General features: G+C 59.5%; 24 protein-coding genes, 1 tRNA gene and 1 pseudogene. 12 read left to right on the top strand and 14 right to left on the bottom strand.

Annotated elements, in window-relative coordinates:
* Positions 1 to 101 precede the first annotated feature (101 nt).
* The 6 genes from R6X40_RS16475 to R6X40_RS16450 all read left to right on the top strand — a co-directional run bounded on the left by R6X40_RS16475 (position 102) and on the right by R6X40_RS16450 (position 7,677).
* Positions 102 to 1,031 (top strand): hypothetical protein, encoded by a 930-nt coding sequence (locus R6X40_RS16475; protein WP_318414867.1) that lies wholly within the window; start codon positions 102 to 104, stop codon positions 1,029 to 1,031.
* Complete coding sequence (locus R6X40_RS16470) at positions 913 to 2,490, top strand: Y-family DNA polymerase (protein ID WP_412178398.1); 1,578 nt, start codon at positions 913 to 915, stop codon at positions 2,488 to 2,490. The genes R6X40_RS16475 and R6X40_RS16470 overlap by 119 nt, the downstream gene beginning before the upstream one ends.
* Positions 2,487 to 5,954 carry an error-prone DNA polymerase gene (locus tag R6X40_RS16465; protein ID WP_318414866.1) on the top strand — a complete coding sequence of 1,156 codons (3,468 nt, stop codon included), beginning with the start codon at positions 2,487 to 2,489 and terminating at the stop codon, positions 5,952 to 5,954. The genes R6X40_RS16470 and R6X40_RS16465 overlap by 4 nt, the downstream gene beginning before the upstream one ends.
* A 320-nt stretch (positions 5,955 to 6,274) precedes the next feature.
* Positions 6,275 to 6,586, top strand: a complete 312-nt coding sequence (locus R6X40_RS16460) for a (2Fe-2S)-binding protein (RefSeq protein ID WP_318414865.1) — start codon at positions 6,275 to 6,277, stop codon at positions 6,584 to 6,586.
* Positions 6,552 to 7,037 carry a bacterioferritin gene (gene bfr / locus R6X40_RS16455; RefSeq protein ID WP_113317359.1) on the top strand — a complete coding sequence of 162 codons (486 nt, stop codon included), beginning with the start codon at positions 6,552 to 6,554 and terminating at the stop codon, positions 7,035 to 7,037. The genes R6X40_RS16460 and bfr overlap by 35 nt, the downstream gene beginning before the upstream one ends.
* A gap of 199 nt (positions 7,038 to 7,236) precedes the next feature.
* Entirely contained in the window at positions 7,237 to 7,677 is a 441-nt protein-coding gene (locus tag R6X40_RS16450) for a DUF983 domain-containing protein (RefSeq protein WP_318414864.1), read from the top strand.
* Between the two features lie 437 nt (positions 7,678 to 8,114).
* Here R6X40_RS16450 and R6X40_RS16445 read toward each other — a convergent pair whose 3' ends face one another.
* From R6X40_RS16445 to obgE, 10 genes are all read right to left on the bottom strand, one after another.
* Positions 8,115 to 8,654, bottom strand: a complete 540-nt coding sequence (locus R6X40_RS16445; RefSeq protein WP_318414863.1) for an RNA pyrophosphohydrolase — start codon at positions 8,652 to 8,654, stop codon at positions 8,115 to 8,117.
* A 64-nt stretch (positions 8,655 to 8,718) separates the two neighbouring features.
* Positions 8,719 to 9,918, bottom strand: coding sequence for a divergent polysaccharide deacetylase family protein (locus tag R6X40_RS16440; RefSeq protein WP_318414862.1), 1,200 nt, complete (start codon positions 9,916 to 9,918; stop codon positions 8,719 to 8,721).
* 131 nt (positions 9,919 to 10,049) lie between these two features.
* The gene (locus R6X40_RS16435; protein WP_318414861.1) at positions 10,050 to 11,372 is read right to left on the bottom strand and encodes a S41 family peptidase; all 1,323 of its coding nucleotides are present in this window, start codon (positions 11,370 to 11,372) and stop codon (positions 10,050 to 10,052) included.
* Positions 11,362 to 12,801 (bottom strand): murein hydrolase activator EnvC, encoded by a 1,440-nt coding sequence (locus R6X40_RS16430; protein ID WP_318414860.1) that lies wholly within the window; start codon positions 12,799 to 12,801, stop codon positions 11,362 to 11,364. Before R6X40_RS16430 ends, R6X40_RS16435 begins: the two co-directional genes overlap by 11 nt.
* 118 nt (positions 12,802 to 12,919) lie before the next feature.
* Entirely contained in the window at positions 12,920 to 13,402 is a 483-nt protein-coding gene (rlmH, locus tag R6X40_RS16425) for a 23S rRNA (pseudouridine(1915)-N(3))-methyltransferase RlmH (RefSeq protein WP_318414859.1), read from the bottom strand.
* 202 nt (positions 13,403 to 13,604) lie between these two features.
* On the bottom strand, positions 13,605 to 14,051 hold the full coding sequence (gene rsfS, locus R6X40_RS16420) for a ribosome silencing factor (RefSeq protein WP_318414858.1): 447 nt from the start codon (positions 14,049 to 14,051) through the stop codon (positions 13,605 to 13,607).
* Between the two features lie 106 nt (positions 14,052 to 14,157).
* Positions 14,158 to 14,739, bottom strand: a complete 582-nt coding sequence (locus tag R6X40_RS16415; RefSeq protein ID WP_318414984.1) for a nicotinate-nucleotide adenylyltransferase — start codon at positions 14,737 to 14,739, stop codon at positions 14,158 to 14,160.
* Between the two features lie 37 nt (positions 14,740 to 14,776).
* Entirely contained in the window at positions 14,777 to 16,057 is a 1,281-nt protein-coding gene (locus tag R6X40_RS16410; protein ID WP_318414857.1) for a glutamate-5-semialdehyde dehydrogenase, read from the bottom strand.
* Positions 16,050 to 17,219, bottom strand: coding sequence for a glutamate 5-kinase (proB, locus tag R6X40_RS16405; RefSeq protein ID WP_318414856.1), 1,170 nt, complete (start codon positions 17,217 to 17,219; stop codon positions 16,050 to 16,052). Before proB ends, R6X40_RS16410 begins: the two co-directional genes overlap by 8 nt.
* A 1-nt stretch (position 17,220) precedes the next feature.
* The gene (gene obgE / locus R6X40_RS16400; RefSeq protein WP_318414855.1) at positions 17,221 to 18,231 is read right to left on the bottom strand and encodes a GTPase ObgE; all 1,011 of its coding nucleotides are present in this window, start codon (positions 18,229 to 18,231) and stop codon (positions 17,221 to 17,223) included.
* Positions 18,232 to 18,313: 82 nt separating this feature from the next.
* On the opposite strand from obgE, the gene R6X40_RS16395 reads away from it, so the two are divergent.
* Positions 18,314 to 19,174, top strand: coding sequence for an endonuclease/exonuclease/phosphatase family protein (locus tag R6X40_RS16395; protein ID WP_412178393.1), 861 nt, complete (start codon positions 18,314 to 18,316; stop codon positions 19,172 to 19,174).
* Positions 19,175 to 19,222: 48 nt separating this feature from the next.
* Here R6X40_RS16395 and R6X40_RS16390 read toward each other — a convergent pair whose 3' ends face one another.
* The 4 genes and pseudogenes from R6X40_RS16390 to rplU all read right to left on the bottom strand — a co-directional run.
* Positions 19,223 to 19,804 (bottom strand): GNAT family N-acetyltransferase, encoded by a 582-nt coding sequence (locus R6X40_RS16390; protein WP_318414854.1) that lies wholly within the window; start codon positions 19,802 to 19,804, stop codon positions 19,223 to 19,225.
* Entirely contained in the window at positions 19,801 to 20,457 is a 657-nt protein-coding gene (locus tag R6X40_RS16385) for a GNAT family N-acetyltransferase (protein ID WP_060502558.1), read from the bottom strand. The genes R6X40_RS16390 and R6X40_RS16385 overlap by 4 nt, the downstream gene beginning before the upstream one ends.
* Positions 20,458 to 20,585: 128 nt before the next feature.
* A complete protein-coding gene (gene rpmA, locus R6X40_RS16380) occupies positions 20,586 to 20,855 on the bottom strand; it encodes a 50S ribosomal protein L27 (RefSeq protein WP_037096930.1) in 270 nt (89 codons plus the stop codon).
* Positions 20,856 to 20,957: 102 nt separating this feature from the next.
* A pseudogene (gene rplU / locus R6X40_RS16375) lies at positions 20,958 to 21,266 on the bottom strand (50S ribosomal protein L21); the annotation flags it as partial.
* A 288-nt stretch (positions 21,267 to 21,554) separates the two neighbouring features.
* On the opposite strand from rplU, the gene R6X40_RS16370 reads away from it, so the two are divergent.
* The 5 genes from R6X40_RS16370 (at position 21,555) to R6X40_RS16350 (ending at position 25,707) form a co-directional block, all read left to right on the top strand.
* Positions 21,555 to 21,644: transfer RNA gene (locus R6X40_RS16370), tRNA-Ser, on the top strand.
* A 224-nt stretch (positions 21,645 to 21,868) separates the two neighbouring features.
* The gene (locus R6X40_RS16365; protein WP_318414853.1) at positions 21,869 to 22,780 is read left to right on the top strand and encodes an ABC transporter substrate-binding protein; all 912 of its coding nucleotides are present in this window, start codon (positions 21,869 to 21,871) and stop codon (positions 22,778 to 22,780) included.
* Between the two features lie 25 nt (positions 22,781 to 22,805).
* On the top strand, positions 22,806 to 24,023 hold the full coding sequence (locus tag R6X40_RS16360; protein ID WP_318414852.1) for an ABC transporter permease: 1,218 nt from the start codon (positions 22,806 to 22,808) through the stop codon (positions 24,021 to 24,023).
* Positions 24,020 to 24,958 carry an ABC transporter ATP-binding protein gene (locus R6X40_RS16355; RefSeq protein ID WP_318414851.1) on the top strand — a complete coding sequence of 313 codons (939 nt, stop codon included), beginning with the start codon at positions 24,020 to 24,022 and terminating at the stop codon, positions 24,956 to 24,958. Before R6X40_RS16360 ends, R6X40_RS16355 begins: the two co-directional genes overlap by 4 nt.
* Positions 24,955 to 25,707, top strand: a complete 753-nt coding sequence (locus tag R6X40_RS16350) for an ABC transporter permease (RefSeq protein ID WP_318414850.1) — start codon at positions 24,955 to 24,957, stop codon at positions 25,705 to 25,707. Before R6X40_RS16355 ends, R6X40_RS16350 begins: the two co-directional genes overlap by 4 nt.
* The last annotated feature ends 9 nt before the right edge of the window (positions 25,708 to 25,716 follow it).

Genomic DNA, 25,716 nt, shown 5'->3' with positions numbered 1-25,716 from the left:
CCCCAGTCAAGGAATAAATTCTTAGAGATTCCCGTTGACTCTTTCCTGAAGCTCTGGAATCTATAAGAACATAACAGGAACAATTTGAACTGGAGTACGTCATGGCGCAGACGCCCATGGCGCGCGAGCGTCTTTTTGCGCTCCGTGAACAGGTAGCTAGACTGGAAGGCAGTTCCATTGCCGCCGCCAGGCAGGAGGCGTTGGCAGGCGAGAGTGGTCAGGGAAAGAGGCGGGAAAGCCATCGTTTTTCGCTGGGCGTGCCATCGCTTGATGCAGCATTGGAGGGTGGCCTGCCGCTCAATGGCATGTCCGAAATCCGGTCGCAGTTGATGCGGGATGCAACGGCAGCAACCGGCTTTGCACTGGCGCTTGCCGCCCTTTTGCAGCGAGAGGCGGGTGAGGATCGCTCGCCGGTTCTGTGGATCAGCGATACGGTTACATCGATGGAAACAGGCATTCCCTATGCCTTGGGGCTGGCGGATTTCGGCCTGAAGCCGGAGCGGTTTCTACATGCAGTTCCACGCAGGCTGGAGGAGGCGCTCTGGCTTGCCGAAACCGCGGTCGAAAGTGGTGCCTTTTCGGTCAGCATTCTGGAGGTCAAGGGTAATCCGGCCCATTTCGGACTGACCGAAAGCCGGCGGCTGGGCCTGCGGGCAAAGGCGGCAGGACGCCCTCTCCTCATTGTACGCCAGTCCGGAGAGGAAGAGGCAAGCAGTGCGCCCTTCCGCTTCCTGGTTGAACCCGCGCCCGCGACAAGCCGGTTTTTGCCGGATCGGTCAATGCTTGGCGGCAGCATCGGCAATCCGGTTTTCCGTCTCACCTTGGAGAAAAGCCGAAATCCGGCTCCGGTCTCCCTACTCCTCGAATGGAATCCCCATGACCGTCAGTTTCTCCCTCTCCGCGAACCCGAGTTTGCTCGGCTTCCGGCCGAGTTCGCAGCGCATCCTGGCCCTCGCCTTCCCGCATCTGCCAACCGACCGGATTTCCCGCAAAAACTGGGGTCTGTCCTGGCGCTTGACCGGGCGTCCTGACGGCCCGCCGATCGTCTGTTCGGGGCGGGTCAATAACGCGATGCGGCTGACGGCTCTCGATGAAGTGGCAGAAGCGTTCGGTCTCAGAAAAAGCCAGGGCGTGGCGGAAGCACGGGCCATGTGCCCCAGTCTCGATGTCGTGGAAGAAGACCCGGCCGCAGATCGCCGCCTGCTCGATGGCATCGCTGACTGGTGTGACCGCTACACGCCGCTGGTGGCGCTTGATGGCTCAGATGGATTGTTCCTCGATATTACCGGCAGTTCTCATCTCTTCGGTGGCGAGAAAGCGCTGCTCAAGGACATTCTCATGCGGCTCTTCCAGATGGGTATCGATGCCCGTGGTGCCATATCATCAGCGCCGGGTCTCTCTTGGGCAGCCTCCCGCTTCGGGTACGGCGGCGTCATCGCCGAGGAAGACATGGAGCAGGTGCTGGCACCCTTGCCGGTCGCCTCTCTCCGGCTGGAAGAGCAGACTGTCGCCGCGCTTCAGAAGCTCGGACTGAAGCAGATCGGCGATCTCATCGCAGCCCCCCGGGCACCTTTGGCACGCCGTTTCGGAGCGCAGGTGTTGCTGCGGCTCGATCAGGCACTCGGCCGCGATGAAGAGCCCGTCTCTCCGCGCCGGCCCGTCGCCAGCCTGTCTGCCGAGCGGCGTCTCATCGAGCCCATTCAGGCGGAGGACGATATCCTCTCTCTGACCGGGCAGATCGCCCTGTCGCTGAAATCAAGCCTAGAAGAGCGGGGTGCCGGCGGACGGGCTTTCGAGCTCATGTTGTTCCGGGTCGATGGCCGGGTCTTTCGTATCGCCGCTGGCGCTTCGCAGCCATTGCGGGATCCAAAGCGAATTGCGGCCCTTTTTTCCGAACGTCTTCAAGCCGTTCATGACGACCTCGATGCCGGCTACGGTTTCGAAATCCTGCGGCTCAACGTCATCCGGTATGAAGCCTTCGATACGCCGCAGGAGGATTTTGACGGCGCCCGGCAAAAGGATGTCTCTCTCGCAGGGTTTGTCGATCGCGTTTCGGCCCGTCTCGGCGCTGACTGCCTGCAGAGTTTTCAGTTGCGCGAGAGCCATGTGCCGGAGCGGGCGATGGCCGCAATACCGGCTATTCATACGCTTGCGCCGGGCAAAAAACTGGCCGTAAGCAGCTTTCCCTGGTGCCGCAGCGAGCGTCCGCTCCGGCTTTTTCGCAAGCCGGAACTGGTGGACGTCTCTTTGGCGGAAGTACCGGAGGGGCCGCCCGAAAGCTTTCGTTGGCGCCGCATCGTGCATCGCGTCTCTCGCAGCCAGGGGCCGGAAAGGCTTGCCATGGAATGGTGGATCGATGGTGCAGACGCGCAGTCGAGGGATTATTTTCGCCTTGAGGATGATACCGGTCATCGCTTCTGGCTCTACCGCGAAGGTCTTTACGGCCAGATGCCGCCACCGCGCTGGTTCATGCATGGACTTTTCGCATGAACGCCCATGCCGTCTTTTTCGAGATCGGCGCCCGCTCGAATTTTTCCTTCCTCGAAGGCGCTTCGGGGCCGGAAGAAATGGTGACACAGGCGGCCCTCCTTAAGCTTTCCGGCTTGGGGATTGCCGACCGGAATTCGGTCGCAGGGGTTGTCAGAGCGCATGCGCAGATCAAGGCGCTGCGGGAGAAGTATGAAGAGAGCCTTGAGAAGCACCCGATGCTTTATGGAGGTGGGGCGGAGGGAAAAAAGCATATTGAAGCTTTCAAGGTTCAGCCGGGTGCACGGCTGGTCTTTGCCGATGGCACGTCGGACATTCTCGCTTACCCGCAGACCAGAAAAGGCTGGGCGCATCTCTGCCGCCTGCTGAGTGCCGGAAATCTTAAGGCGCTAAAGGGAGCGTGCATTCTCAATGAAGCAGACCTCATCGAGTGGGGTGACGAGATGATGCTCGCCCTTGTTCCTCATCCCTCTTTACTGGATGGAGAAGACGCGCGGAAAAGGCTGGAGGATTGCCTAGATCGCCTGAGGGAACGCTTCCGCGAGACGTTCTTTATGATTCTGTCGCCATCCTATGACGGGCGGGATGCAGAGGTCTTTGCCGCGCTCTCGCTACTTTCTAACCGCCATCGCGTGCCACTGATCGCAAGCAACCAGCCTCTTTATCATGACAAATCCCGCCGCCCGCTGTCAGACATCGTCACTGCCATTCGCGAACACGTGACGATTGCTGAAGCCGGCTTCCGGCTAGCGCCGAATGCGGAACGTTACCTCAAGGATTCACGTGAAATGTCGCGGGTGTTCCGTGCCTATCCACGTGCGATTGCTAACACGCAGACCTTCTTCAATAGCCTCACATTCTCTTTGGATGAACTGAAGCATAACTATCCAGATGAAGGCGACGAAGGAGAAACACCTTCCGACATGCTCGAACGTTTGACGTGGGAAGGCGCTCGAAAACGCTACCCAGATTCGGAAGGTATTCCGGATAAGGTCAGAACCCAGATCGGTTATGAGCTGAAGCTCATCCGAGACAAGGACTATGCCCCCTATTTCCTGACAGTCTACAAGATCATCCAGCATGCCCGGTATGTGCTGAAGATCCTGTGCCAAGGGCGGGGTTCGGCGGCAAACTCTGTCATCTGCTATTGCCTTGAGATAACCGAGGTCAATCCGGAGAAAAGCACGCTTCTATTCGACCGGTTTCTGTCTATGGATCGGGATGAGCCACCGGATATCGATGTCGATTTTGAACATGATCGGCGTGAAGAGGTCATCCAGTATATCTACAAGACCTATAGCCGGGAGCATGCCGGCCTGACGGCGGCGGTGACAAGCTATCGTGCCCGGTCTGCCGGCCGTGAGGTGGCGAAGGCGTTCGGGCTTTCGGAGGATGTGCAGTCGGCTCTTGCCAGCACAGTGTGGGGCTGGTCGGCGGAGGATCTGTCCGAACGTGAGGCGAAGGCAGCCGGACTCAATCTGTCCGACCCGGTAACCCGGAATGTTCTTCAATATGCGACCCAGCTTCTGGGCTTTCCCCGGCATCTCACCCAGCATGTCGGTGGTTTTGTCATCACCAAGGATCGGCTCGACGAGGTGGTGCCGATCATGAACACGGCCATGCCGGGCCGGTATATGGTTGAATGGGACAAGGATGATCTCGACAATCTCCGGATTCTCAAGGTCGATATCCTGGCTTTGGGAATGCTCACCTGCTTGCGCAAAGCCTTTGAGTTTCTGGAGAGCCACTATGACGTGAAGAAGACGCTCGCCGATCTTGGAAACAAGGATCACGAGGATGGCGAGCCGGTCTACGACATGATGTGCCGGGCCGATACGATCGGCGTATTCCAGATCGAAAGCCGCGCGCAGATGAGCATGCTGCCCCGCCTTCGCCCACGCATATTTTATGACCTCGTCATCGAGGTCGCGATCGTTCGGCCTGGCCCCATCCAGGGCGATATGGTGCATCCCTATCTCAAAAACCGGGGGCGAGCCCATCTCCCCGGTTTCAAGGTGGATTACCCCAAGGATGAAATGAAGCCCATTCTGGAGCGCACACATGGTGTTCCGCTCTTTCAGGAACAGGCAATGCAGATCGCCATTACGGCAGCAAAATTTTCGCCGGCAAAGGCGGATCGTCTGCGGCGCTCGATGGCAACGTTCAAGCGCTCCGGACAGGTCAATTCGTTCAGAGACGATATGGTCAATGGCATGGTGGCCAATGGGTACACGCGTGACTTTGCCGAACGCTGCTTCAAGCAGATCGAGGGTTTTGGCGAATATGGCTTTCCTGAAAGCCATGCCGCCTCCTTCGCCCTGCTGGTCTACGCATCCTCCTGGGTCAAGGCTTACTATCCCGACGTCTTCTGCGCCGCTTTGTTGAACTCGCAACCGATGGGTTTTTACGCGCCGTCGCAACTGGTTCGGGATGCGCGCGAGCACGGCGTTGAAGTGCGGCCGGTTGATATCAATTCTTCAAAATGGGATTGCCTTCTGGAAGAAGCCGAGTTCGACCCAGGCGCGATCGACCAGAGGCATGCGTCGATGCGGGGGATCATCAGGACGCAGAGAGCCGTGCGGCTTGGCTTCCGGCAGGTGAAAGGTCTTTCGGAAAGCGACATGGCAGACCTGGTTGCCAATCGCGGCGAGCGTTACATTTCCGTGCGCGACCTCTGGCTACGGTCGAGATTACAGAAATCCGATATCGAGCGGCTGGCGGATGCCGATGCCTTCGGCTCCATCGGGCTTTCGCGGCGCGAAGCGCTCTGGGCCGTGCGGGCGCTGGATGCCAGAAGTGCTGCGGAAAGCCTGCCTCTGTTCGATCGCGCGGATCGCGCCGACCTTCAATTGGAGCCGGAAACTCGACTTCCGGACATGCTGCCGGGCGAACAGGTCATCGAAGACTATCGTTATCTTTCTCTCTCCTTGAAAGCGCACCCGGTATCTTTCCTGCGTTCTGTGTTGGCGCAGGCCGGGGTCATGCCGAACGGGAACCTTCTGAATGTTCCGAACGGGCAGAGGGTTACCATTGCCGGACTTGTTCTGGTCCGCCAAAGGCCGGGCTCGGCCAAAGGCGTAATTTTCATGACGTTGGAAGACGAAACCGGCGTTGCCAATGCCATCGTCTGGACCAAGACATTCGACCGGTACCGATCCATCGTCATGGGCGCCCGGCTGGTCAAAATCAGAGGAAAATTGCAGTGCGAGAGCGGGGTGATCCACGTTGTGGCCGAGCATATCGAGGACATGACGCCAATGCTGGGTTTGCTTCAACAGGAGGTGCGCCGGTTTGGAGCGTGCGAGCGGGCAGACGAAGTCCTTCGTCCAACAAGGGATCATCGCCAAAAGAGACGGCCAGCTGGACGACAGCCAGTGTCCCTCAATGGAGAGGACGAAGGCAAGGCCAGCCATCGTGAGATTGTCGAGACGGTAAGCGTCATGCCGAAGGGCCGCAATTTTCATTGAGGCGGAAACCTTGGGGACAGGAGGGGAAGCGCCTCATCGGGCGCAGCCCCCACCGTGCCCGTTTTCCACTCCTTTGTAACAAAAATTGTTTGGCATTTTGGTCACTCAAGAAAACTTGAATTCCACCAAAAATCCGGCCGTGTTCAGCGGTCCTCTTATTAAGCTAATGAAAACACGATGTTTTTTATCAAGTTTAGAATTGCTCTAATATGGAGTCGGGACTTGCCGGTGATAATCATGTGGCATTTTTTGTTGACACCAAATATCCGCTTTTGCTTTATGGATAGAATTCAGTGCGTTGCGTATCACGGACAGACGAAATGCTGGTTTGTAGCTGCAATTTTATCACCGATAAGGACATTCAGGACGTCATCATCGAGATGCTCGATGCCGACTGTTGGCAGCTTATCGTGCCCGCAAAAGTCTATCACGCGATGGAAAAGCGCGGCCGTTGTTGCGGCTGTTTCCCCAATGTCGTCGACATCATCATCCGCACCACCGAGCAATATCACGCCAGCCGCCCCTCGACGGGCGACCAGATATTTGATTTCATGAGCCGCCTCAAACAATTCCATGAAGAAAACAGGAGAGCGGATCTTGAAAGGCGACAAAAAAGTCATCGAGCAGCTTAACGAAGCGCTGTATCTCGAGCTCGGGGCCGTCAATCAGTATTGGGTTCATTATCGTCTTCTCGACGACTGGGGCTACACGCTGCTTGCCAAGAAAGAGCGTGCCGAATCCATCGAGGAAATGCACCACGCCGACAAGCTGGTTTCGCGCATCATCTTCCTTGAAGGCCATCCCAATCTGCAGACGGTTGCCCCCCTTCGCATCGGCCAATCGGTCAAGGAAGTGCTGGAGGCCGATCTCGCTGGCGAATACGATGCCCGCAAGGCCTACAAGAAATCCCGCGACATCTGTCATGATGCGGGCGACTATGTGTCCATGAAGCTGTTCGAAGAGCTGCTGATGGATGAGGAAAGCCATATCGACTTCCTCGAAACCCAGCTCGATCTGTTCAACAAGATCGGCGCCGAGAAATACGGCCAGCTCAATGCAGCACCGGCCAACGAGGCCGAATAAGACCTCCGCGAATTTACGAAAAGCCCGCCGGTTTCCCCGCGCGGGCTTTTTGACGCCAGGCTATCGGCCCAAATTCGATCCGCTTTTCACCCTCATCGGGAGTGCAGCCCCGACTTTCCATGCCTGCGTGTTTTGAGCGCACCCGCTTACGGCACCCTCGGCTACCTGATATGCCCTTCTTTTAAGAAGGAGCACGCAAATGCCGGAACACTTCACACCAACGACCAATCCTGCCCTGACGGGTATCAAAGGTAGATGTCCACGATGTCAGCGCGGTCATCTGTTTCAGGGCCTCCTGAAATTGGCACCGCGGTGCGAGGCCTGCGGCCTGGACTATTCGTTTGCAGACCCGGCCGATGGCCCGGCGTTCTTTGCGATGAGCATCGTGGCGGTGCCGGCCCTGGCATTCGCGCTTTGGCTGCAGTTCACCTATGAACCGCGGCTGTGGGTTCATTTGGTGACCACCGTGCCGCTGACGCTGCTCGCGTCGCTCCTGTTGCTCCGGCCACTTAAAGGGTGGCTGGTCTGTGCGCAGTATTTTCACAAGGCGGAAGAAGGCAGCATAGACCGGGAATGGCATAAAAAGGCCGCAGAAGAAGCGGCGAACAAGCGCGCAAACGATCAGACTTCGGGCGAGTGAGGGAACGCAGCTCTTCCGGTAAACTTCAATTTGATTTCCAACCGCCTCGCAAGATGCTCAGGGCGTGTCGCGGCGGTCTTAGGAAATCTGGGCAGCCTGAAAAGCGAAGCCTCCGCTGCGAACATTCAGAGAGAATTGCAAGATTCGGAGCGCTTAATGCCGCCTTTGCCGGAACCGGCCGACCCTTGGTTGTCCCTTCGGGGACCGGGCTATTGACGCGAAACGTGCCTGCGACGGAAGACACGCCGCCAGCCTACGGCGCTGCCATCCGGTGTGGTTTCGAACAGGCAGGCTCTTGCAAAAGCCTCCACTGGCGTGCGCGTATCCGTCACGTGCTTTCCGCCATCTGTTTACGGTAATAGCGACAACGGGTTTGCGCCTATCTTGATCTGTCGTGTTATTTCGACGCACAACAGGCAGCGGCTGGAAGCGTGCCTTTACAGTGACGCGGTTCCCTCCAGATGCCCGAACGCAGCCACGACATCCTCGTAGACCCTACGTTTGAACGTCACGATCAAGTCCGGCAGCGCCTGCATTGGTTTCCAGGCCCATTCGTCGAATTCCGGCTCATGGCCACCGGGCGGCGGGTTGATGGCAATTTCGGATTCGTCGCCTTCAAAGCGGAAGGCAAACCAGCGCTGGGTCTGGCCGCGATATTTGCCTTTGAGGCCGATGCCCATCAGGTGAGGAGGCAGGTCGTAGTTGATCCAGTCGGGTGCTTCGGCCAGCAGCGACACGGTGGTCATTCCGGTTTCTTCGTAGAGTTCGCGATAGGCTGCCTTCAGCGGATCTTCACCTTTGTCGATGCCGCCCTGCGGCATTTGCCAGAGTTGCGCCGAGCCGTCATATTCCGAATTACCGATGGGAATGCGCCGCCCGGCCCAGACGAGCCCCTCCCGGTTGAGCACCATGATGCCGACACAGGGGCGATAAGGCAGGTCGTCGGCCTTTACCGGTTTTGATTTGTCCTTGCTCATGTGCATGCCCTCTTCTGATCCTGCCGTGTCGGGCGGATGAAATCTGCCCTGTTGCAGGCTTAAGCTATTGTTGTTGCGGATCTTTGACGAGCGCCGAAACGCCGACAAATTCGATGCCGCGCGTGCTGGCTTCGTCCATCCATTGGGAAATGGCCGCAACGCTTTCATCAAATGCCGAGGCTACCCCGATGGCGCCGCCATTGCGTCTGGCGATGCGTTCCAGTTCGTCGAGTTTCTTCAGGATCGCCGTGCGATCGATCTGGTCATCGACGACCATGTCGGCAAAACCGTGTGGTACGCCGATCGTCCCCGCCAGCGTTCCGGTCAGCGTCTGCGCCGATGTGGCGTCGTCGAGGAAAAGCAGCCCGCGTCTGCCGATGTCGCGCATCACCGGCTCCAGTGCGTCGGCGTCAGAAAGAAAACGCCCGCCCAGGAAATTCATGACGCCGGTATAATTGGTGATCTGCGCCAGCGAATAATGCAGCTCCGACAGGTTTTTCTTTGCATCCAGCCCGACGCGCAGCGTGTGAGGGCCGGGATTGTTGTCCGGGTAATCGAAAGGCTCGAAAGGAACCTGCAAAAGGATTTCATGGCCGGTGCGGCGAGCTTCCTGCATCCAGCGTTGTAGGCTGTTGCCGGTCGCGGCAAAGGCGAGCGTCACATCGGGAGTAAGCTGACGCAGAGCATTCTGCGTGCCCGTCTGGCTAAGCCCTAGGCCTCCAACCACCAGCGCGATGCGGATTCCGCGTGCGCCGGACCATGGGCGCGCATATTGATCCATGGGCCGCAGGCCCTCAGGGCCGGTGATCGGAAGGCGTCCCTGCGGGCTGTCTTCCAACAGGTCGTCGTTGGGGAAAGTCGCCAGGCGTGGGTCCTGACCCTTCGTCCGGCCGACTTCGATGAAGGCGGGGCCATCTCCATCGCGCTGCTTGGGTGAGAATTTGGTGACGATGGAGCCGTTGTCGGTCAGCGTCTCCTCGACATGAGCGCCGGATAGCGCGCCGCTTGTCTTCTGCTGCTTCGGCTTGGTCGTGTTGGCGTTCAAATCTACCGCGGCTTTGTCGCCGGGCTGCGTGGCATCAGCTACCGTTTCCGGAGGAGCGATCAGACCGGTGGGCTTCAGAACGGTCCAGACGGAAATGCCGATCAATGCCAGGGCGCAAATGCCAAGGGACAGGCGGCCGAATGTCAGGCCCGACTTTTCAGTTTTGGAGGCGCGCGTCTTGCGGTTTTGACCAAGAGGAGCGTTGAGATCTGTTCCCAAAAGGGCCTCTGTCAATCTGAGTTGCGATGGAAGAAGCCTTGAGGTTAAGGCGTCCCTTCAAGAATCGAAACCGCCGCCCGGCCGGAGCCAGGCGGCGAAGAGTATCAGGCGATCCGCATTTTCAGCGAATGTTATGGCTTCAGTTCGGCCTTTTCCGGATTGGCTGGGAAGGCCGGGTCGGTCTTCTTGCCGCGCAAAAGGTCAAGTGCATAGTTTAGCTGCAGGTCGTCCTTGGTTTCCGGTGGAACGTAAGCAACCGAGCCCGAGCCTTCGTCATTTTCGTTCTGGCCCTTGATATGGCCACGCAGGCTGGATTCGCTCGTCGTTTCGACCTTGCCGAGCAATTCCGGCGGCAGCGGCTGATCGACCTTGATGTCCGGCGAGATGCCAGTGCCCTGGATCGACTTGCCCGATGGCGTGTAATAGAGCGCAGTGGTCAGACGCAGCGCACCGGCTTCGCCGAGCGGAATGATCGTCTGAACTGAACCCTTGCCAAACGAACGTGTGCCGAGAACGGTGGCGCGCTTCAGGTCCTGCAGAGCGCCAGCAACGATTTCCGAAGCTGAAGCCGAACCACCGTTGACCAGCACGATCACCGGCTTGCCGTCGGTCAGATCGCCCGGTGTCGCATTGAAACGGCGCGTTTCGTCAGGATTGCGGCCGCGAGTGGAAACCACTTCGCCACGCTCCAGGAAGGCATCGGAGACATTGATGGCCTGGTCGAGCAGACCGCCCGGATTGAGGCGCAGGTCGAGCACATAGCCCTTCAGCTTGTCAGCCGGAACCTGGGCCTTGATCTTTTCGATCGCGTTCTTCAGGTCGTCATAGGTCTTTTCCGTGAAGGAAATGACGCGGACATAACCGACATCATCTTCCGTGCGGAACTTGACGGCGCGCACAGCGATGATGTCGCGAATGATTGTCAGTTCAATCGGCTTTTCAGCACCCTTGCGCAGCAGGGTCAGCTTGATCGGTTTGCCGACCGCACCACGCATCTTGTCGACGGCTTCCTCAAGCTTGAGGCCGCGGACATCAACGCCGTCGATCTTCGAAATGAAGTCGCCGGCGAGAACGCCAGCCTTGGCAGCCGGTGTATCGTCGATCGGGCTCGTTACCTTGACGAGATCGTCTTCCATGGTGACTTCGATGCCGAGACCGCCGAACTCACCCTTTGTCTGGGTGCGCATGTCTTCCGCATCAGTCGAGTTCATGTAGCTCGAATGGGGATCCAGCGACGAGAGCATGCCGTTGATGGCATTCTCAATCAGCTTGTCGTCCTGCGGCGGCGTCACGTACTGCGCACGCACGCGCTCGAACACGTCGCCGAAAATCGACAGTTCGCGATAGGTCGACGGGTTGGCCGCGACAGCCGGGACGATGGAGGAATATACAACGCCCGTGGCCGCTGCACCCATGAGTGCCCCGACCAGAACAAGTGACGTTCTACGAATCATTGCGTGCCTTTCCGGTGTCTGCTGCGGTCCACCATGGTCGGGAATCAACCGGTTTTCCGTCTTTTCTGAATTCAATGTAAAGCGTCGGACGTTCGGTTTCCAGCGCCAATGCAGTGGCGCTGGCCACTCTTTTGTTACCCATCGTGCCGAGTGGCTCACCGGCGACGACGAATTGGCCCTGTTGTACTGTCACGCCCTCCAGACCCGACAGAACGACATGATAGCCGTCACCGGGATTGAGAATGATCATCTGGCCGTAACTGCGGAATGTACCGGCAAAAACGATCCAGCCATCCGATGGCGCTGTCACCAAAGCCCCCGCATTTGTCTCAAGCATCATGCCCTGGAGCGAATGCCCCGTGCCATCGGCGTCGCCGAACTTTCGCAGGATCGATCCGGCAACCGGAAGCGCAAGCTTTTTCTGCAGGTCCGAAAATGCATATGCAGGCGCAATGCGGTTTTTGTCGGGCGTTGTGCTGTTCGCCAGTTCGCGGGCTTCGGCGCGCTGGGCCTCCGACATGAGCCGCCGGTTTTCCTCCTCGGCCTTGGCAGCGGCGGCTGCGTCGCGCGCCGAGGCGATTTCATTTTCGATCGAGCCGATCAGACCCTCAAGGCTGGTTGCCTGCGCGGCAAGCTGCTCGGCCTTGCGTCGTTCGGAGGCAAGTTCGGTGGCGCTGCGCTGCTTGAGTTTCTCTTTTTCGGCAATCAGCATGTTCATGCGCCGCTCTTCCTCAAGCCGTGCCGTCATGTCGTCGCCCAGCGCCTGCCGTTGCGCGACGATGTCCTTTCGGACGCCGGCAAGGGCCTTGAGATCCGCGGCAAGATTTTCCGTCTCGTGCCGAATACCTGGGACGACAGCACCCAAAAGAATGGCGCTGCGTACGGATGCCAGCGCATCTTCTGGCGTGACCAGCAGTGCCGGGGGGGGATTGCGCCCCATACGCTGCAATGCCGCCAAGACTTCGGCCAGCACGCCGCGCCGGGCTCGCAGCGACGCGTGCACGGCATCTTCCTTGGTGCGCAGCGTATTCAACTTGTCTTCGCCATCGACAATCTGCTGTTCCAGCGCTTTGCGCTTGTTGGCGGAATCGACCAATGCTGTCCGTAGCGACTCGTTGGTTTTTTCGATCTCGGCGATGCCGGCCTGCAATTCTGCCGCCCGGTCGTTCGACAGCGTGATGGTTTTCGACAGGGCATCCAGTTCGCCGCGGGTGCTGTCGCGCTTCACGGCAAGTTCGGCTGCTGGATCCGGTGGCGTCTGTGCCTGTTCGGTGGCCGCTTGCGGATTCTCCTCCGGAATTTCCGCAGTCTGTGCAGCCGCACCGGTGCTGAACAGAAGTGCGGTGGCCAAAAGGCTCGCACGGAAACAGAGCCATCCGGTGTTTACCGGTTGCTCTTTCCGTGCCTGCTTTGCCGCACCTGTCGTCATTCCGCCATTCGCTGTCAGCCGTCTAATTAAGCAAAAAACCCTACGCTGATTTGGCTAATTCAGCCAACAGCCATTCGCGGCAATTGCGGCATCCGGATGGCCGCACACCGGTGAATCTTTAGACGCGATGATAGGGATGGCCTGAAAGGATGGTGACGGCACGGTAAAGCTGTTCTGCGATCAGGATCCGCACCAATTGATGCGGCCAGGTCATCTTGCCAAGACAAATGACGGCATCTGCCTTGGCGTGAAGGGCGGGATCGAGACCGTCGGCCCCGCCGATGGCAATCGTCAGGTCGCGTTTGCCGCTGTCGCGGAAGGAGCCTATGAGCGCTGCGAAACCTTCGGAATCCAGCGCCTTGCCGCGTTCGTCGAGTAGGATGAGAAGGCTGGCGTCCGGCAAAGACTTTTCGAGCAGGGCTGCCTCCTCGCGCTTGCGCGTATCGCTGCTCGATCCGCGGCTTTCGGGGACTTCTGCGACACGCGAAAGCTCAAGGCCGATTGCGGGACCAGCCTTGGCGAAGCGGTCAAGATAACGGGCCGCAAGATCTTTTTCCGGGCCAGCCTTGAGACGCCCGACGGCAAAGAGGCCAACCCGCATGTCATTTCCTTAATTTTCATCACGCCAGTGAGAGCATCGTCGCTCTGTCAGCGACGACAGGCACATTCTTCCACGTCCAGCGGAGCGCTGGTGCCGAACTTCATTCTGCAAATGGCCGCAATCGGATAACCTATCCTGCACGACCATTGCAGGATCCAAATGTGTCACTGCCGCTCAAGCACCGGGTAAAGGTGCTAAAGGCTCAGTGCAAGGTGCCGTCTTCCATGTCCGGCGCGGCCCACATCTTTTCGATGTTGTAGAACTCGCGGATTTCCGGGCGGAATACGTGGACGATGATATCGCCGCCGTCGATCAGCACCCAGTCACCGGTCTCCAGACCTTCAACGCGGGCATTGCCCTGGCCACCGTCCTTGAGGTCGGTCATCAGGTGATCGGCGATCGCCATGACATGCCTGCTCGACCGCCCAGAGACTACGACCATGTAGTCTCCCAGCGCCGATTTTCCGGCAATGTTGATGGTGACAATATCTTCTGCCTTCGAGTCCTCGAGACTGTCGAGAACCAGCTGAAGAGCACGGGCAGCGGCTTCGTCGCTGCGTTCCGTGCTTGGCGGGAAAATGCGAGTGACATTTCCCTTCGCGTGTACTGTTGTCAGAGGTTTTCCTTTCCAGGTGAACAGAACAGGCATGATGCGATTCGAATGTCGGTCGAGCCGCACCCTAAATGTAGGCACCAATGCCTTAAGGTTTCAAGACACGAGAAGTAAATGACGGTTAATGATTGCTTATATGCACTCAAGTTTTCGCCCGCAGCGCCGTGGAACTCAGCGGCGAACGCGGCCCGTGAATGAACGTCCAGGCAGGGGCCTTGCGCCATGCAAGGCTCGCCGCATGGGCCTCGTCAACGCGGGCATAGTCAAAGGTTTTCGCCATCTTTGAGGACAGATAGGACAACGTGTCGCCGGGGCGGTCGATGACGGCGACGGGGAAGGTGCAGGCGATTTTCTGCCAGTCCTGCCAGAGATGGAAATTCTTCAGATTGTCGGCGCCCATGATCCAGACGAAACGGATGCCGCGATTGCGTTCGCGAATTTTTTCTAGCGTGCGTGCCGTGTAGCTCTGGCCGAGCGACTGCTCGAAGGCCGTCACCTTGATGCGCGGATCATGGATGATTTTCTCGCTGAGCGCGATCCGCTCGCTGAGCGGGGCCAGATGATTGCGGCTTTTCAGCGGATTGCCGGGCGTCACCATCCACCAGAGCTGGTCGAGGCCAAGCCGGCGCAGCGCGATATCGGCAACGAGCACGTGGCCATCATGCGGTGGATTGAACGAGCCGCCGAACAATCCGACGGTCATGCCATTCTCGACATGGGGCATCTTCAGATAAAACGGATCGACGTCGCCTGGCTGCACCTTACGGCCGGACCTGACCGGTACCGCGCACCCTGTATTTGAAGGAAGTCAGCTGTTCGACGCCGACCGGCCCGCGCGCGTGCATCTTGCCGGTGGCGATGCCGATTTCGCCGCCCATCCCGAATTCGCCGCCGTCGGCAAACTGGGTCGAGGCATTGTGCAGGAGAATGGCTGAATCGACCTCTGCGAAGAAGCGCTCGACCACTGCCGGATCCTCGGCAATGACGGCTTCCGTATGGGCAGAGGACCAGGACGAGATATGATCGACTGCGCCCTCGATGCCATCGACCAGCGTCACCGAGATGATCGCATCGAGATATTCCGTTGCCCAGTCTTCTTCGGTAGCAGCAATCAGCCCCGGCACGATGGAGCGAATGTCCTCGCTGGCGCGGACCTCGCAGCCGGCATCGCGAAGGGCTGAAATCAGCGGCACGACAAACTTGTCCTTTGCCTTGCGGTCGATCAGCAGCGTCTCGGCCGAACCGCAAATGCCGGTGCGGCGCATCTTGGCGTTGACGACAATCTTTTTCGCCATTTTCAGATCGGCGGAGGCATCGACATAGACGTGGCAAAGGCCTTCCAGATGGGCAAAGACCGGTACGCGGGCTTCGTTCTGCACGCGGGCGACCAGGCTCTTGCCGCCGCGCGGAACGATAACGTCGATCGAGCCGCCAAGGCCCGTCAGCATGGCACCAACGGCTGAACGGTCGGCGACCGGGACCATCTGGATCGCATGCACTGGAAGTCCGGCATCTTTCAGACCTTGAACCATGCAAGTATGGATCGCCTGCGATGAATGCAGACTGTCCGATCCGCCGCGCAGGATAACGGTATTGCCGGCCTTGAGGCACAGCGCGCCTGCGTCAGCCGTGACGTTCGGGCGGCTTTCATAGATGACGCCGATAACGCCGAGCGGCGTGCGTACGCGCTCGATATGCAGGCCGTTGGGGCGATCCCACTCGGCAATGATATCGCCGACGGGATCGGGAAGTTCGGCGATCGCCCGAATGGCATTGGCCATATCGAGGACGCGGTTTTCCGACAGGGTCAACCGGTCAAGAAAGGACGCCGCGACGCCGGTTTCGCGGGCATTTTCGAGGTCGAGCGCATTAGCGGCGAGGATATCGTCCTTGTGGGCGACGATATTGCTGGCCATGCTGATAAGGGCTGCATGCTTGCGCTCGGCCGATGCCGTAGCAAGTGGCCGGCTGGCAGCGCGGGCCTGGCGGCCGATCACGGCCATCAATTCCTGGATTTCTTTCTTTCGCGCATCGTCAAGCATGAGCGTCGCTCCCCACTGCAGCCGTCTCCCGCTTGGCAGATGCCGTCATCACCATATCGTCCCGATGCACCATGGCGGCGCGCCCGGCATAACCGAGAATGATGGCAATGTCCGCCGACTTCTTACCGGTAATCTGCCGGGCCTCGTCAGCGTCGTAACCGGCCAACCCGCGGGCAATCTCCCGGCCCTCGACGTCGATAATGGCAATCGTATCGCCACGGCTGAATGATCCTGTCACCTGGCGAACACCGGCCGGAAGCAGGCTCTTGCCTGAGCGAAGCGCTGTTTCGGCGCCGGCGTCGATGGCAAGGCTGCCGGCCGGCAAAAGCTGTCCCGCAATCCAGGTTTTCCGCGCGGTGACCGGCGAACCGGATGGCGCGAACCACGAGGAGCGTGCCCCCTCGCCGATCGCCGACAGCGGATGATCGACCTTGCCGGACGCAATGATCATGGCGCAGCCGGCGCCGGTGGCAATCTTGCCCGCATCAATCTTGGTACGCATGCCGCCGCGTGACAGTTCGGATGCGGCGCCCCCCGCCATTGCCTCGATCTCGGGTGTGATCTCCGCAATGGTTTCGAGGAAACGCGCTTGCGGATCGAGATGCGGCGGAGCCGTGTAGAGTCCATCGATATCGGAAAGCAGCACGAGCAGATCAGCACCGGTCATGGTGGCGACGCGGGCCGCCAGACGATCATTGTCGCCATAACGGATTTCGGTGGTGGCGACGGTATCGTTCTCGTTGATGATCGGCACTGCGCCCATCTTCAAAAGCTGGCTGATGGTGGCGCGGGCATTGAGGTAACGGCGGCGCTCTTCAGTGTCGCCCAATGTCAGAAGGATCTGGCCTGCAACGATCTCGTCGGCCGACAGGCTTTCCGACCAGGCGCGGGCAAGTGCGATCTGGCCAACGGCTGCGGCTGCCTGGCTTTCTTCAAGCTTTAGGGCGCCGGGGGCAAAATCCAGCACCGAACGTCCGAGCGCTATGGCCCCGGAGGAGACGACGAGAACCTCGACGCCCTTGGCTCTGAGTGCCGCGATATCGGCGCACATGGCGTTCAGCCACTGCTTTTTCAAGCCTGTCTTGCGGTCCACAAGCAGGGCTGAGCCGATCTTGATCACAATCCGGCGGTATTTTTCCAGCGGTTTGCGTTGCGGCGTCATGTCAGTCTTCGTCCACCGGGGTCTGCGCAGCGACGATGATATCGCGCAGCGCACGCAGCGTTTCGGTCATGCCGGTGCCGACGACGGCTGACAGGAGGAGGGGCGTCTGGCCGCAGGCCTTGGCCAGTGCCTTCTGCTTCTTTTTCAATTCTGTCGGATCAAGCACGTCGATCTGCGACAGGGCCACGATCTCCGGCTTGTCGAGCAGCTCGCCACCATAGGCTTCGAGTTCGTGCTTCACCGTCTTATAGGCCTTGGCGACATCCTCTTCCTGCGAAGAGACGAGATGAAGAAGCACGCGGGTGCGTTCGACATGGCCGAGGAAGCGGTCGCCCAGGCCGACGCCGTCATGGGCGCCTTCGATCAGGCCGGGAATGTCGGCGAGAATGAATTCGCGGCCGTCGATGGTCGCAACGCCAAGGTTCGGATGCAGCGTCGTGAAGGGATAGTTGGCGATCTTCGGGCGCGCACGGGTAACCGTTGCCAGGAACGTCGATTTACCGGCATTGGGCAGGCCGACCAGACCGGCATCGGCAATCAGCTTCAGCCGCAGCCAGATGGTCTTTTCTTCGCCTTCAAGACCGGGGTTGGCCCAGTTGGGTGCCTGGTTGGTCGAGGATTTGAAATGGGTATTGCCGAAGCCGCCATTGCCGCCGGCGGCCAGGCGAAAACGCTGGCCTTCGGTGATCATGTCGACGATCATCGTCTCGGAGTCTTCTTCGAAGATCTGGGTGCCGACCGGGACCTTCAGCGTCACGTCGGCCCCACCGGCGCCTGTGCGGTTGCGGCCCATGCCATGGATGCCAGTGCCGCTCTTGAAATGCTGCTGGAAGCGGAAGTCGATCAGCGTATTCAGGCCGTTGACGGCCTCAATCCAGACGTCGCCGCCACGGCCGCCATCACCACCATCCGGACCGCCGAACTCGATGAATTTTTCCCGGCGAAACGAGACAGCCCCTGCGCCGCCGTCGCCGGAGCGAATATAGACTTTTGCTTCATCAAGAAATTTCATCGCACTGCCATCTGTTTGGTGTATTTGCCGCCGCAATTGTCGCCATCGATATAGGCGCTTACCCCGGAGGTCAAAGAATATCGTGAAGTTTTTGAGCTATAACATCCAGTATGGCGTCGGTCTCGACGGCCGTTTTGATCCCGAACGTATCGCTGCAAGTCTTGAAGGTGCCGACGTGATCGCGCTGCAGGAAGTGACGCGGAATTTTCATCGCAACGATCACGCTGATCTTGTGGCCGTTTTTCGCGCGCTGATGCCGCAATACTTTTCCACCTTCTGGCCTGCCTGCGAGATTGATGCCGGTTCGGCAATCGAGAATGGCCGAGCCGTCGAGCGCCGCTTCCAGTTCGGTAACATGATCCTGTCGCGCTTCCCGATCCTTTCCACTCGCCTCATTGGCCTGCCGCGTACCCGGACGTTTTCGCCGATGAACTTGCAGCGGGGCGCCACCGAAGCGCTGATCGAGACACCGTCGGGTCCGTTGCGCGTGTATTCCGTGCATCTCGACCACGCCTACCCCGCCGAACGCATCGCTCAGATCACCTATTTGAAAGAGAAAGTGCTGTCCTATTCCAGAGAAGGCGGCGCCATGACCGGCGGCAAGGATTTCGGCTTCCCAGAGCTGCCGCATCCCGATGACTTCGTCTTGATGGGCGATTTCAACATGCAGCCGGAAGGGCCGGAATACATCGCCATGACCGGGACCACGGACGCGTTTTATGGCCGCTCGCTGCGGCTGGAAAACCCGGTCGACGCGCTGGCCCATCTCGGCCGGCTTTCGTCCGAAAGCTATAGCTGGATCGATCCCTCCGATCATAACAAGCGCATGCATCTCGACTATTGTTTCCTGAGTGCCGGGCTCACGCCGCGATTGAGGAATGCCTGGATCGATACGAAAGCCGAAGGTTCCGATCATTTGCCGGTCGGTTTCGAGCTGGATTAAAGACGAAAGAGGCCCGCGGAGTTTATCTTCCGCGGGCCTTTGTTTGTTTCAAGGCGCGCGCAGAGCGTCCGCCGTGATGCTGGTCTCGATATGGCTGACCATGCAGTTGCGCGCCAGCGTATAGACCTGGCTGCAGCCGGTGATCTCGAAGCCGAGCTTTTTCTGCAGCTTCAGCGATCCGGCATTATCGGCAAAGACGCCGGAATGCAGGACCGTCGCTGGCATGCGCCGGAAGAACCGCTCGACCGACGCATGGGCCGCCTCGCTGGCATAGCCGCGGTTCCAATAGAACCGGTTCAGCCAGTAGCCAAGATGCCATTGGCCGTGCATCAGTTCGATGCCGACGCAGCCAATATGAACATCGTCACCGGTCGTGATTGCCAGCGTCCAGCCGGCAATCAGTCCGGAGCTCTGGCGGGCAAGCCAATCCAGCGCATCCTGCCGGTGATACGGCGCCGAGACCCGCGCCAGCATGCGCGAGACCTGATAATCGCCGAGCGACTGGGCAATCGCATCGGCATCGGACAGCCGGTGCGGACGCAGGACCAGCCGCCCGGTTTCGATGACCGGGCAGGGGCCGGGATCGGGCCGAACGGCAACCTTCGGCCGTTCACGCAAATGAGCGGTCATCTCAGACCTCCCCAGCTGCGTAACGACATCCAGGTCTTGCGATCGAGCCTGTACCATTCGACCGACATCATGCCGCCAAGCGCCAGACTGTCGACCATGCCGGAGCCCTGGAACTGGAAGCCGCATTTCTGGATGACCCGCCGCGAGGCGACGTTCATGACCCGGCAGCGCGCATCGATCTGATCGATGTCACGGGTGCGGAAGGCCATGTCGGTCAGCGCCTGGGCAGCCTCGGTGGCATAGCCTTTGTTCCAGTGCGGTTCGCCCAGCCAGTAGCCGAGTTCCGCCGTCTTGCCATCAGGATGCGGTTCGATACCGCAGCAACCGAGAAATGCGCCATTATCCGCTTTGGTAATCGCATAGACGCACTTGCCAATCGTGCCCGTTTTCGTACGGCGTACGAAATCCGCGGCATCGGCCACCGTATACGGGTGCGGCATGCGCGAAACCATGGTGGCGATATTGGCGTTGTTGGCAAGATGGGCAAGGGCGTCGATATCGTCTTCGTGAGGGGCGCGCAAAACGAGCCTGGGCGATAACAATATCGGGCAATCGGTCCTTGACCGTTGGGGCCGCAGCCGTTCCTGAGAAGATTCCAGGGAATCTTCCCGGGGAGACCGTGATTGGCTCTCCCTCAACAGTTCGCTTTGCATGTTCAGTCCTCCAAGACGTGAAAAAGGGGAGATCGGGCATTGCCCCATCTCCCCTTTTGGTCTTGGCCTGAACGGATAAGCGCCAGCCGGGTCGATGAGACGCCGGCTGTTTTAAGAGCGCTACCGGCTTATTCCGCTGCTTCGGCTTTCGGCATTACAGACACGTACACGCGGCCATTGGCCTTCGTACGGTAGTTCACGTTACCGGCCGTAAGTGCAAAAATGGTGTGGTCCTTGCCGAGGCCAACATTGGCGCCCGGATGCCACTGGGTTCCGCGCTGACGCAGAATGATGTTGCCCGGAATGACGACTTCGCCACCGAACTTCTTCACGCCGAGGCGCTTGGACTGTGAATCGCGACCGTTGCGCGAGGAACCGCCAGCTTTTTTATGTGCCATGGGTGTTCTCCTTTAAACCTTGGATCCGTTGTCTCAGTTTGCGGCTTCAGCGGCGGCGTCTTCAGACTTCTTGGAAGCCTTCTTCGCCTTCGCGCCGGCAACAGCAGCGATGTCCAGAATGCGGACAGTCGTGTTGTGCTGGCGGTGACCGCGGGTACGCTTCGAGTTCTGGCGGCGGCGCTTCTTGAAGGCGATGACCTTCTTGGCGCGACCGTGTTCCACAACTTCGGCGCTGACTACGGCACCTTCGACAAACGGAGCACCGATGGTTGCATCGGCGCCGACGCCGACCATCAGGATCTCGGTGAATTCAATCTTGTCGCCTGCGGCGCCTTCCAATTTTTCAATCGTCAGAACGTCGTTGGCTGCCACGCGGTACTGTTTACCGCCGGTCTTGATGACTGCGAACATTGTTTATCCTTTCATGTTCGTTCCGGCTCTTCACACGAAGGCGAGGCCGTCTTTTTCTTCAGTCGGAAATGACAAGACCTTATGGCCTTGCCGGTGAACGGGCGCAAAAGACACCCGGCGCGGTGAGGACGTGCCACACCACTTCGAGTTCGCGAATTACGTGAAGCGGGGAAAACTGTCAAGAAAAAAGGCGCGCATAGGCTTGATATTCCTTCATCAGCCCCCTTGCCATCGCCAAAAACTGCCGCTATGAACCGCCTCGCGCTGAACGCGCCGACCAGCATATCCGGAGAGGTGGCAGAGTGGTCGAACGCACCGCACTCGAAATGCGGCATACCTGCAAGGGTATCGTGGGTTCAAATCCCACCCTCTCCGCCATTCTTTCCTAGTCGATATGCCTAAATCCGTGGCCGGGCTTAATGGTCGGTATTGCGTGTCGAATTGCAGCCGACGCATCCGCGCAATCCGTTAGTTCGCCCGCTGCACAAATTCCCTCCCCGGCGCTCTATTTTTCTCCGAACCACGCCACATATGGCAGTTTATGCCCCGACGAATGCGGGCGGGCGTGGGAGAAATTGCGAACAGTTTCAAGGGAGAACATCGTGCGTCTGAAAACAACATTGATCGGGGCCGCTCTGGCCGTGCTCGTTTCCACGGCTGCGGCCAGTGCCCAGGTGGTCGTATCCTCGAAGATCGACACCGAGGGCGGCGTGCTCGGAAATATCATCCTGGCCGTGCTCAAGGCCAACAATATCGAGACGACCGACCGGGTCCAGCTTGGCGCGACACCCGTCGTGCGCAAGGCGATCGTTGCTGGCGAGATCGATATCTATCCGGAATATACCGGCAATGCCGCCTTCTTCTTCGAGAAGGCTGATGACCCGGTCTGGAAGGATGCTGCCAAGGGCTATGCCGAAGCCAAGAAGCTGGACTACGACGCCAACAAGATCGTCTGGCTGACGCCGTCGCCCGCCAACAACACCTGGGCTGTGGCGGTGCGCAAGGATCTGGCCGATGCCAGCAGCATCAAGACCTTCAGCGATTTTGGCAAATATGTTGCCGGCGGTGGCACGGTGGTGCTGGCGGCCTCTTCGGAATTCGTCAACTCGGCGGCGGCCCTGCCGGCATTCCAGACGACCTATGGCTTCACGCTGAAATCGGACCAGTTGATCACGTTGTCCGGCGGCGATACGGCAGCAACAATCGCGGCCGCGGCCAATCAGACCAACGGTGCCAATGCCGCGATGGTCTATGGCACAGACGGTGGCATTGCGCCGTCTGGTCTCGTTGTCCTGGAAGACGACAAGGCGGTGCAACCCGTCTACCAGCCGGCACCGATCATTCGTGAGGCGGTGCTGAAGGATCATCCGGAAATCGAGACCCTGCTGAAGCCGGTGTTCGAGAAGCTTGATCTGGTGACCTTGCAGGACCTCAACGGTCGCGTTCAGGTTGGCGGCGAACCTGCCAAGGCGGTCGCAGAAGACTTTTTGAAGAAGAACGGTTTTCTGAAGTAAGCCATTTGAAATAGGCTGCCGTGAAATGGCCGGTTCTCAAAAGGGAGCCGGCCTTGACTGGGATGGGGATGGCAGTTTGAGCATTCGCTTCGACAAGCTCGGTGTGGTCATTGCGCTGTTGATCGCCTACGGCGCGCTCGTCGCACCATTTGCCACTTTTCGCGCCAACCGCATCGTGCCGGGCGATGCGAAAGGCATGCTCGAGGCTTTGCCCGCTGGAGCAGGCATGGCGCTTCTCGGACTGATGGTCTGCGCCTTGGTCCTCGTTCTTTTAAAGATGCCGACGCGCCTTCGGCTGTTTGCCGCAGCGGCAGGGCTCACTGCGATTGCCGTGTTCATCGGGACAGCCGCGACTTTTCTGACGCCGCCATCCAATACCTACGCCCGGGTTTCTCCGGCTTCCGGCTTCTGGATCCTGTTGTTTTCCTTCGCCCTGCTTGCTGCCGATTCGATCACACGGCTGCGGCCACTGCCGCTGGTCAGGGTACTGCTTCTGGCGATCACGCTCGGTGGAGCGGCGGCGATCCTGATGTCCGGTTTGTGGGATGGCTTGTCGATCCTCAAGGAATATTCGGGCCGTGCCGATGTGTTCTGGCTCGAGGCCGGGAGGCATGTGACGCTGGCCCTTGGATCGCTGGTTGCCTCTGTCCTCGTCGGGCTGCCGCTCGGGATTCTCTGTCACCGGGTTGCGCCTTTGCGGGCAGGCGTGCTCAACACGCTGAACCTGATCCAGACGATACCGTCGATTGCGCTGTTCGGGATTCTCATCGCGCCGCTCGGCTGGATCGCCGTCAACGTGCCGGGGGCCGCCGCGATCGGCATTCGCGGAATCGGTGCCGCCCCCGCGTTCGTCGCCCTGTTTCTCTACTCGCTGCTGCCGGTGGTCGCCAACACCGTCGTTGGCCTTGCAGGCGTGCCGCGCGAGGCAAACGAGGCTGCCCGCGGTATCGGCATGACGGATTGGCAGCGGCTGTTCGGTATCGAGTTTCCGCTGGCAATGCCGGTCATTCTCACCGGCATCCGAATCGTGCTGGTTCAAAACATCGGCCTTGCGACGATTGCCGCTCTGATCGGTGGCGGCGGTTTTGGCGTGTTCGTGTTCCAGGGCATCGGTCAGACGGCGATGGACCTGGTGCTGCTCGGGGCGGTTCCGACCGTGTTGCTGGCCTTCTCAGCGGCGATCGTGCTCGATGCGCTTATTGAAATGAACGCTCCTCAGCGAGAACGAAGCAGGGCCGCATGATCGAAATCGACGGGATCACCAAACGCTATGACGGCAATACCGTCGTCAACACTGTGTCGATGACGATCGAGCCGCGTACCGTAACGGTCATTGTCGGAACCTCCGGCTCGGGCAAGACGACACTTTTGCGGATGATCAACCGGCTGGTCGAACCGACATCCGGCGCCATCCGCCTGGATGGTGAGGACAATCGCTCGATACCGGGTTTCGAACTGCGCCGCCGGATCGGTTACGCCATTCAGGGGCATGGGCTGTTTCCGCATCGCACCGTCGCGCAGAACATTGCCACGGTGCCGGTATTGCTCGGCTGGGACAAGGCGCGGATCGATGCCAAGGTAACGGAACTGCTGACGCTGTTTCAGCTTGACCCCGCCGCCTTCGCAGCCCGGTTTCCGCACGAGCTTTCCGGTGGCCAGCAGCAGCGTGTCGGTGTGGCACGCGCTTTGGCGGCCGAGCCGAACGTCCTATTGATGGACGAGCCTTTTGGCGCGCTCGATCCAATCATCAGGGCAAAGGCGCAGGCCGATCTGCTGGCCATCCAAAGATTGCTGGGCACGACGATCGTGCTGGTGACGCATGACATGGACGAGGCGTTTCACCTTGCTCACAAGATTGCTGTTATGGATAAGGGAGCCCTTGTCCAGTACGGCAAACCCTCCGAACTGGTGAAAAATCCGGCGACGGAGTTCGTCCAGACGCTGATCGGAACCAGCGAGCGGCCATTCCGCCTGCTGTCGATCGAAACTGCGGGGGATGCCGTCGAGCCGGGGCCGGCGGATGGAAAACCTGTGGCGGCAACGCTCAGCCAACGCGATGCGCTCTCGGAACTCCTGTGGACCGGCCGTGCCGCATTGCCGGTCGCAGCCGCTGATGGAACGATCCTTGGCAGGGTCACCCTGGAGGGGCTGACCAGACGTGCGGCCAAACCGCAATGAGGGCATGGATCCCGCCTCTCCTGCGCGCAGCGCTGCTGGTTGTCCTGATCGCTTTCCTGGTCTCGCCCGGCTGGTTCAATCCTCTGTTGAAACCGCTGGTGCAGGACAATGCGCCTGCGATCTACAATCAGGGTAGCCTGCTGACGCTGACGCTTCTGCATCTACGCACGGTGGCCATCGCCACGACCGGTGCCATCCTCGTCGCGGTGACGCTGGCCATTCTCGTGACGCGCTCCTTCGGAGCGGAGTTCCTGCCGCTCTCGCGCAGCCTGGTGAATGTCGGCCAGACGTTTCCGCCTGTCGCCGTCCTGGCGCTGGCTGTCCCGATCCTCGGTTTCGGCGAAAAGCCAACGCTGGTGGCGCTGTTTCTGTACGGCCTTTTGCCCATCTTTGAAAATACACTGACGGGATTGACGACCTTGCCACCCTCGGTGATGGAGGCGGCCCGCGGTTCGGGCATGACGGACCGCCAGCGTCTCTTCAAGGTGGAGCTGCCGTTGGCCATGCCGGTGATCCTGGCTGGCATACGGTTATCGGTGGTGATCAGCCTTGCGACCGCAACGATCGGCTCGACGGTGGCTGCCAAGACGCTCGGCGAAGTCATTATTGCAGGACTGCAGTCCAACAACATCGCCTTTGTCCTTCAGGGCGGGTTGATCGTTGGCGCCTTGGCGGTGTTGATTTACGACGGGTTTTCGGCGATCGAACGCATTTTGGCGCGGCGCGCAGGTCTGTCGGCGCGAGGCTGAGCCAGGCCG

This window comes from Rhizobium sp. PL01 (assembly GCF_033447125.1).
Classification (GTDB): Bacteria; Pseudomonadota; Alphaproteobacteria; order Rhizobiales; family Rhizobiaceae; genus Pararhizobium.
Note: the sequence above shows the minus strand (reverse complement) of the source record. Positions and strands in the feature narration are given on the sequence as shown.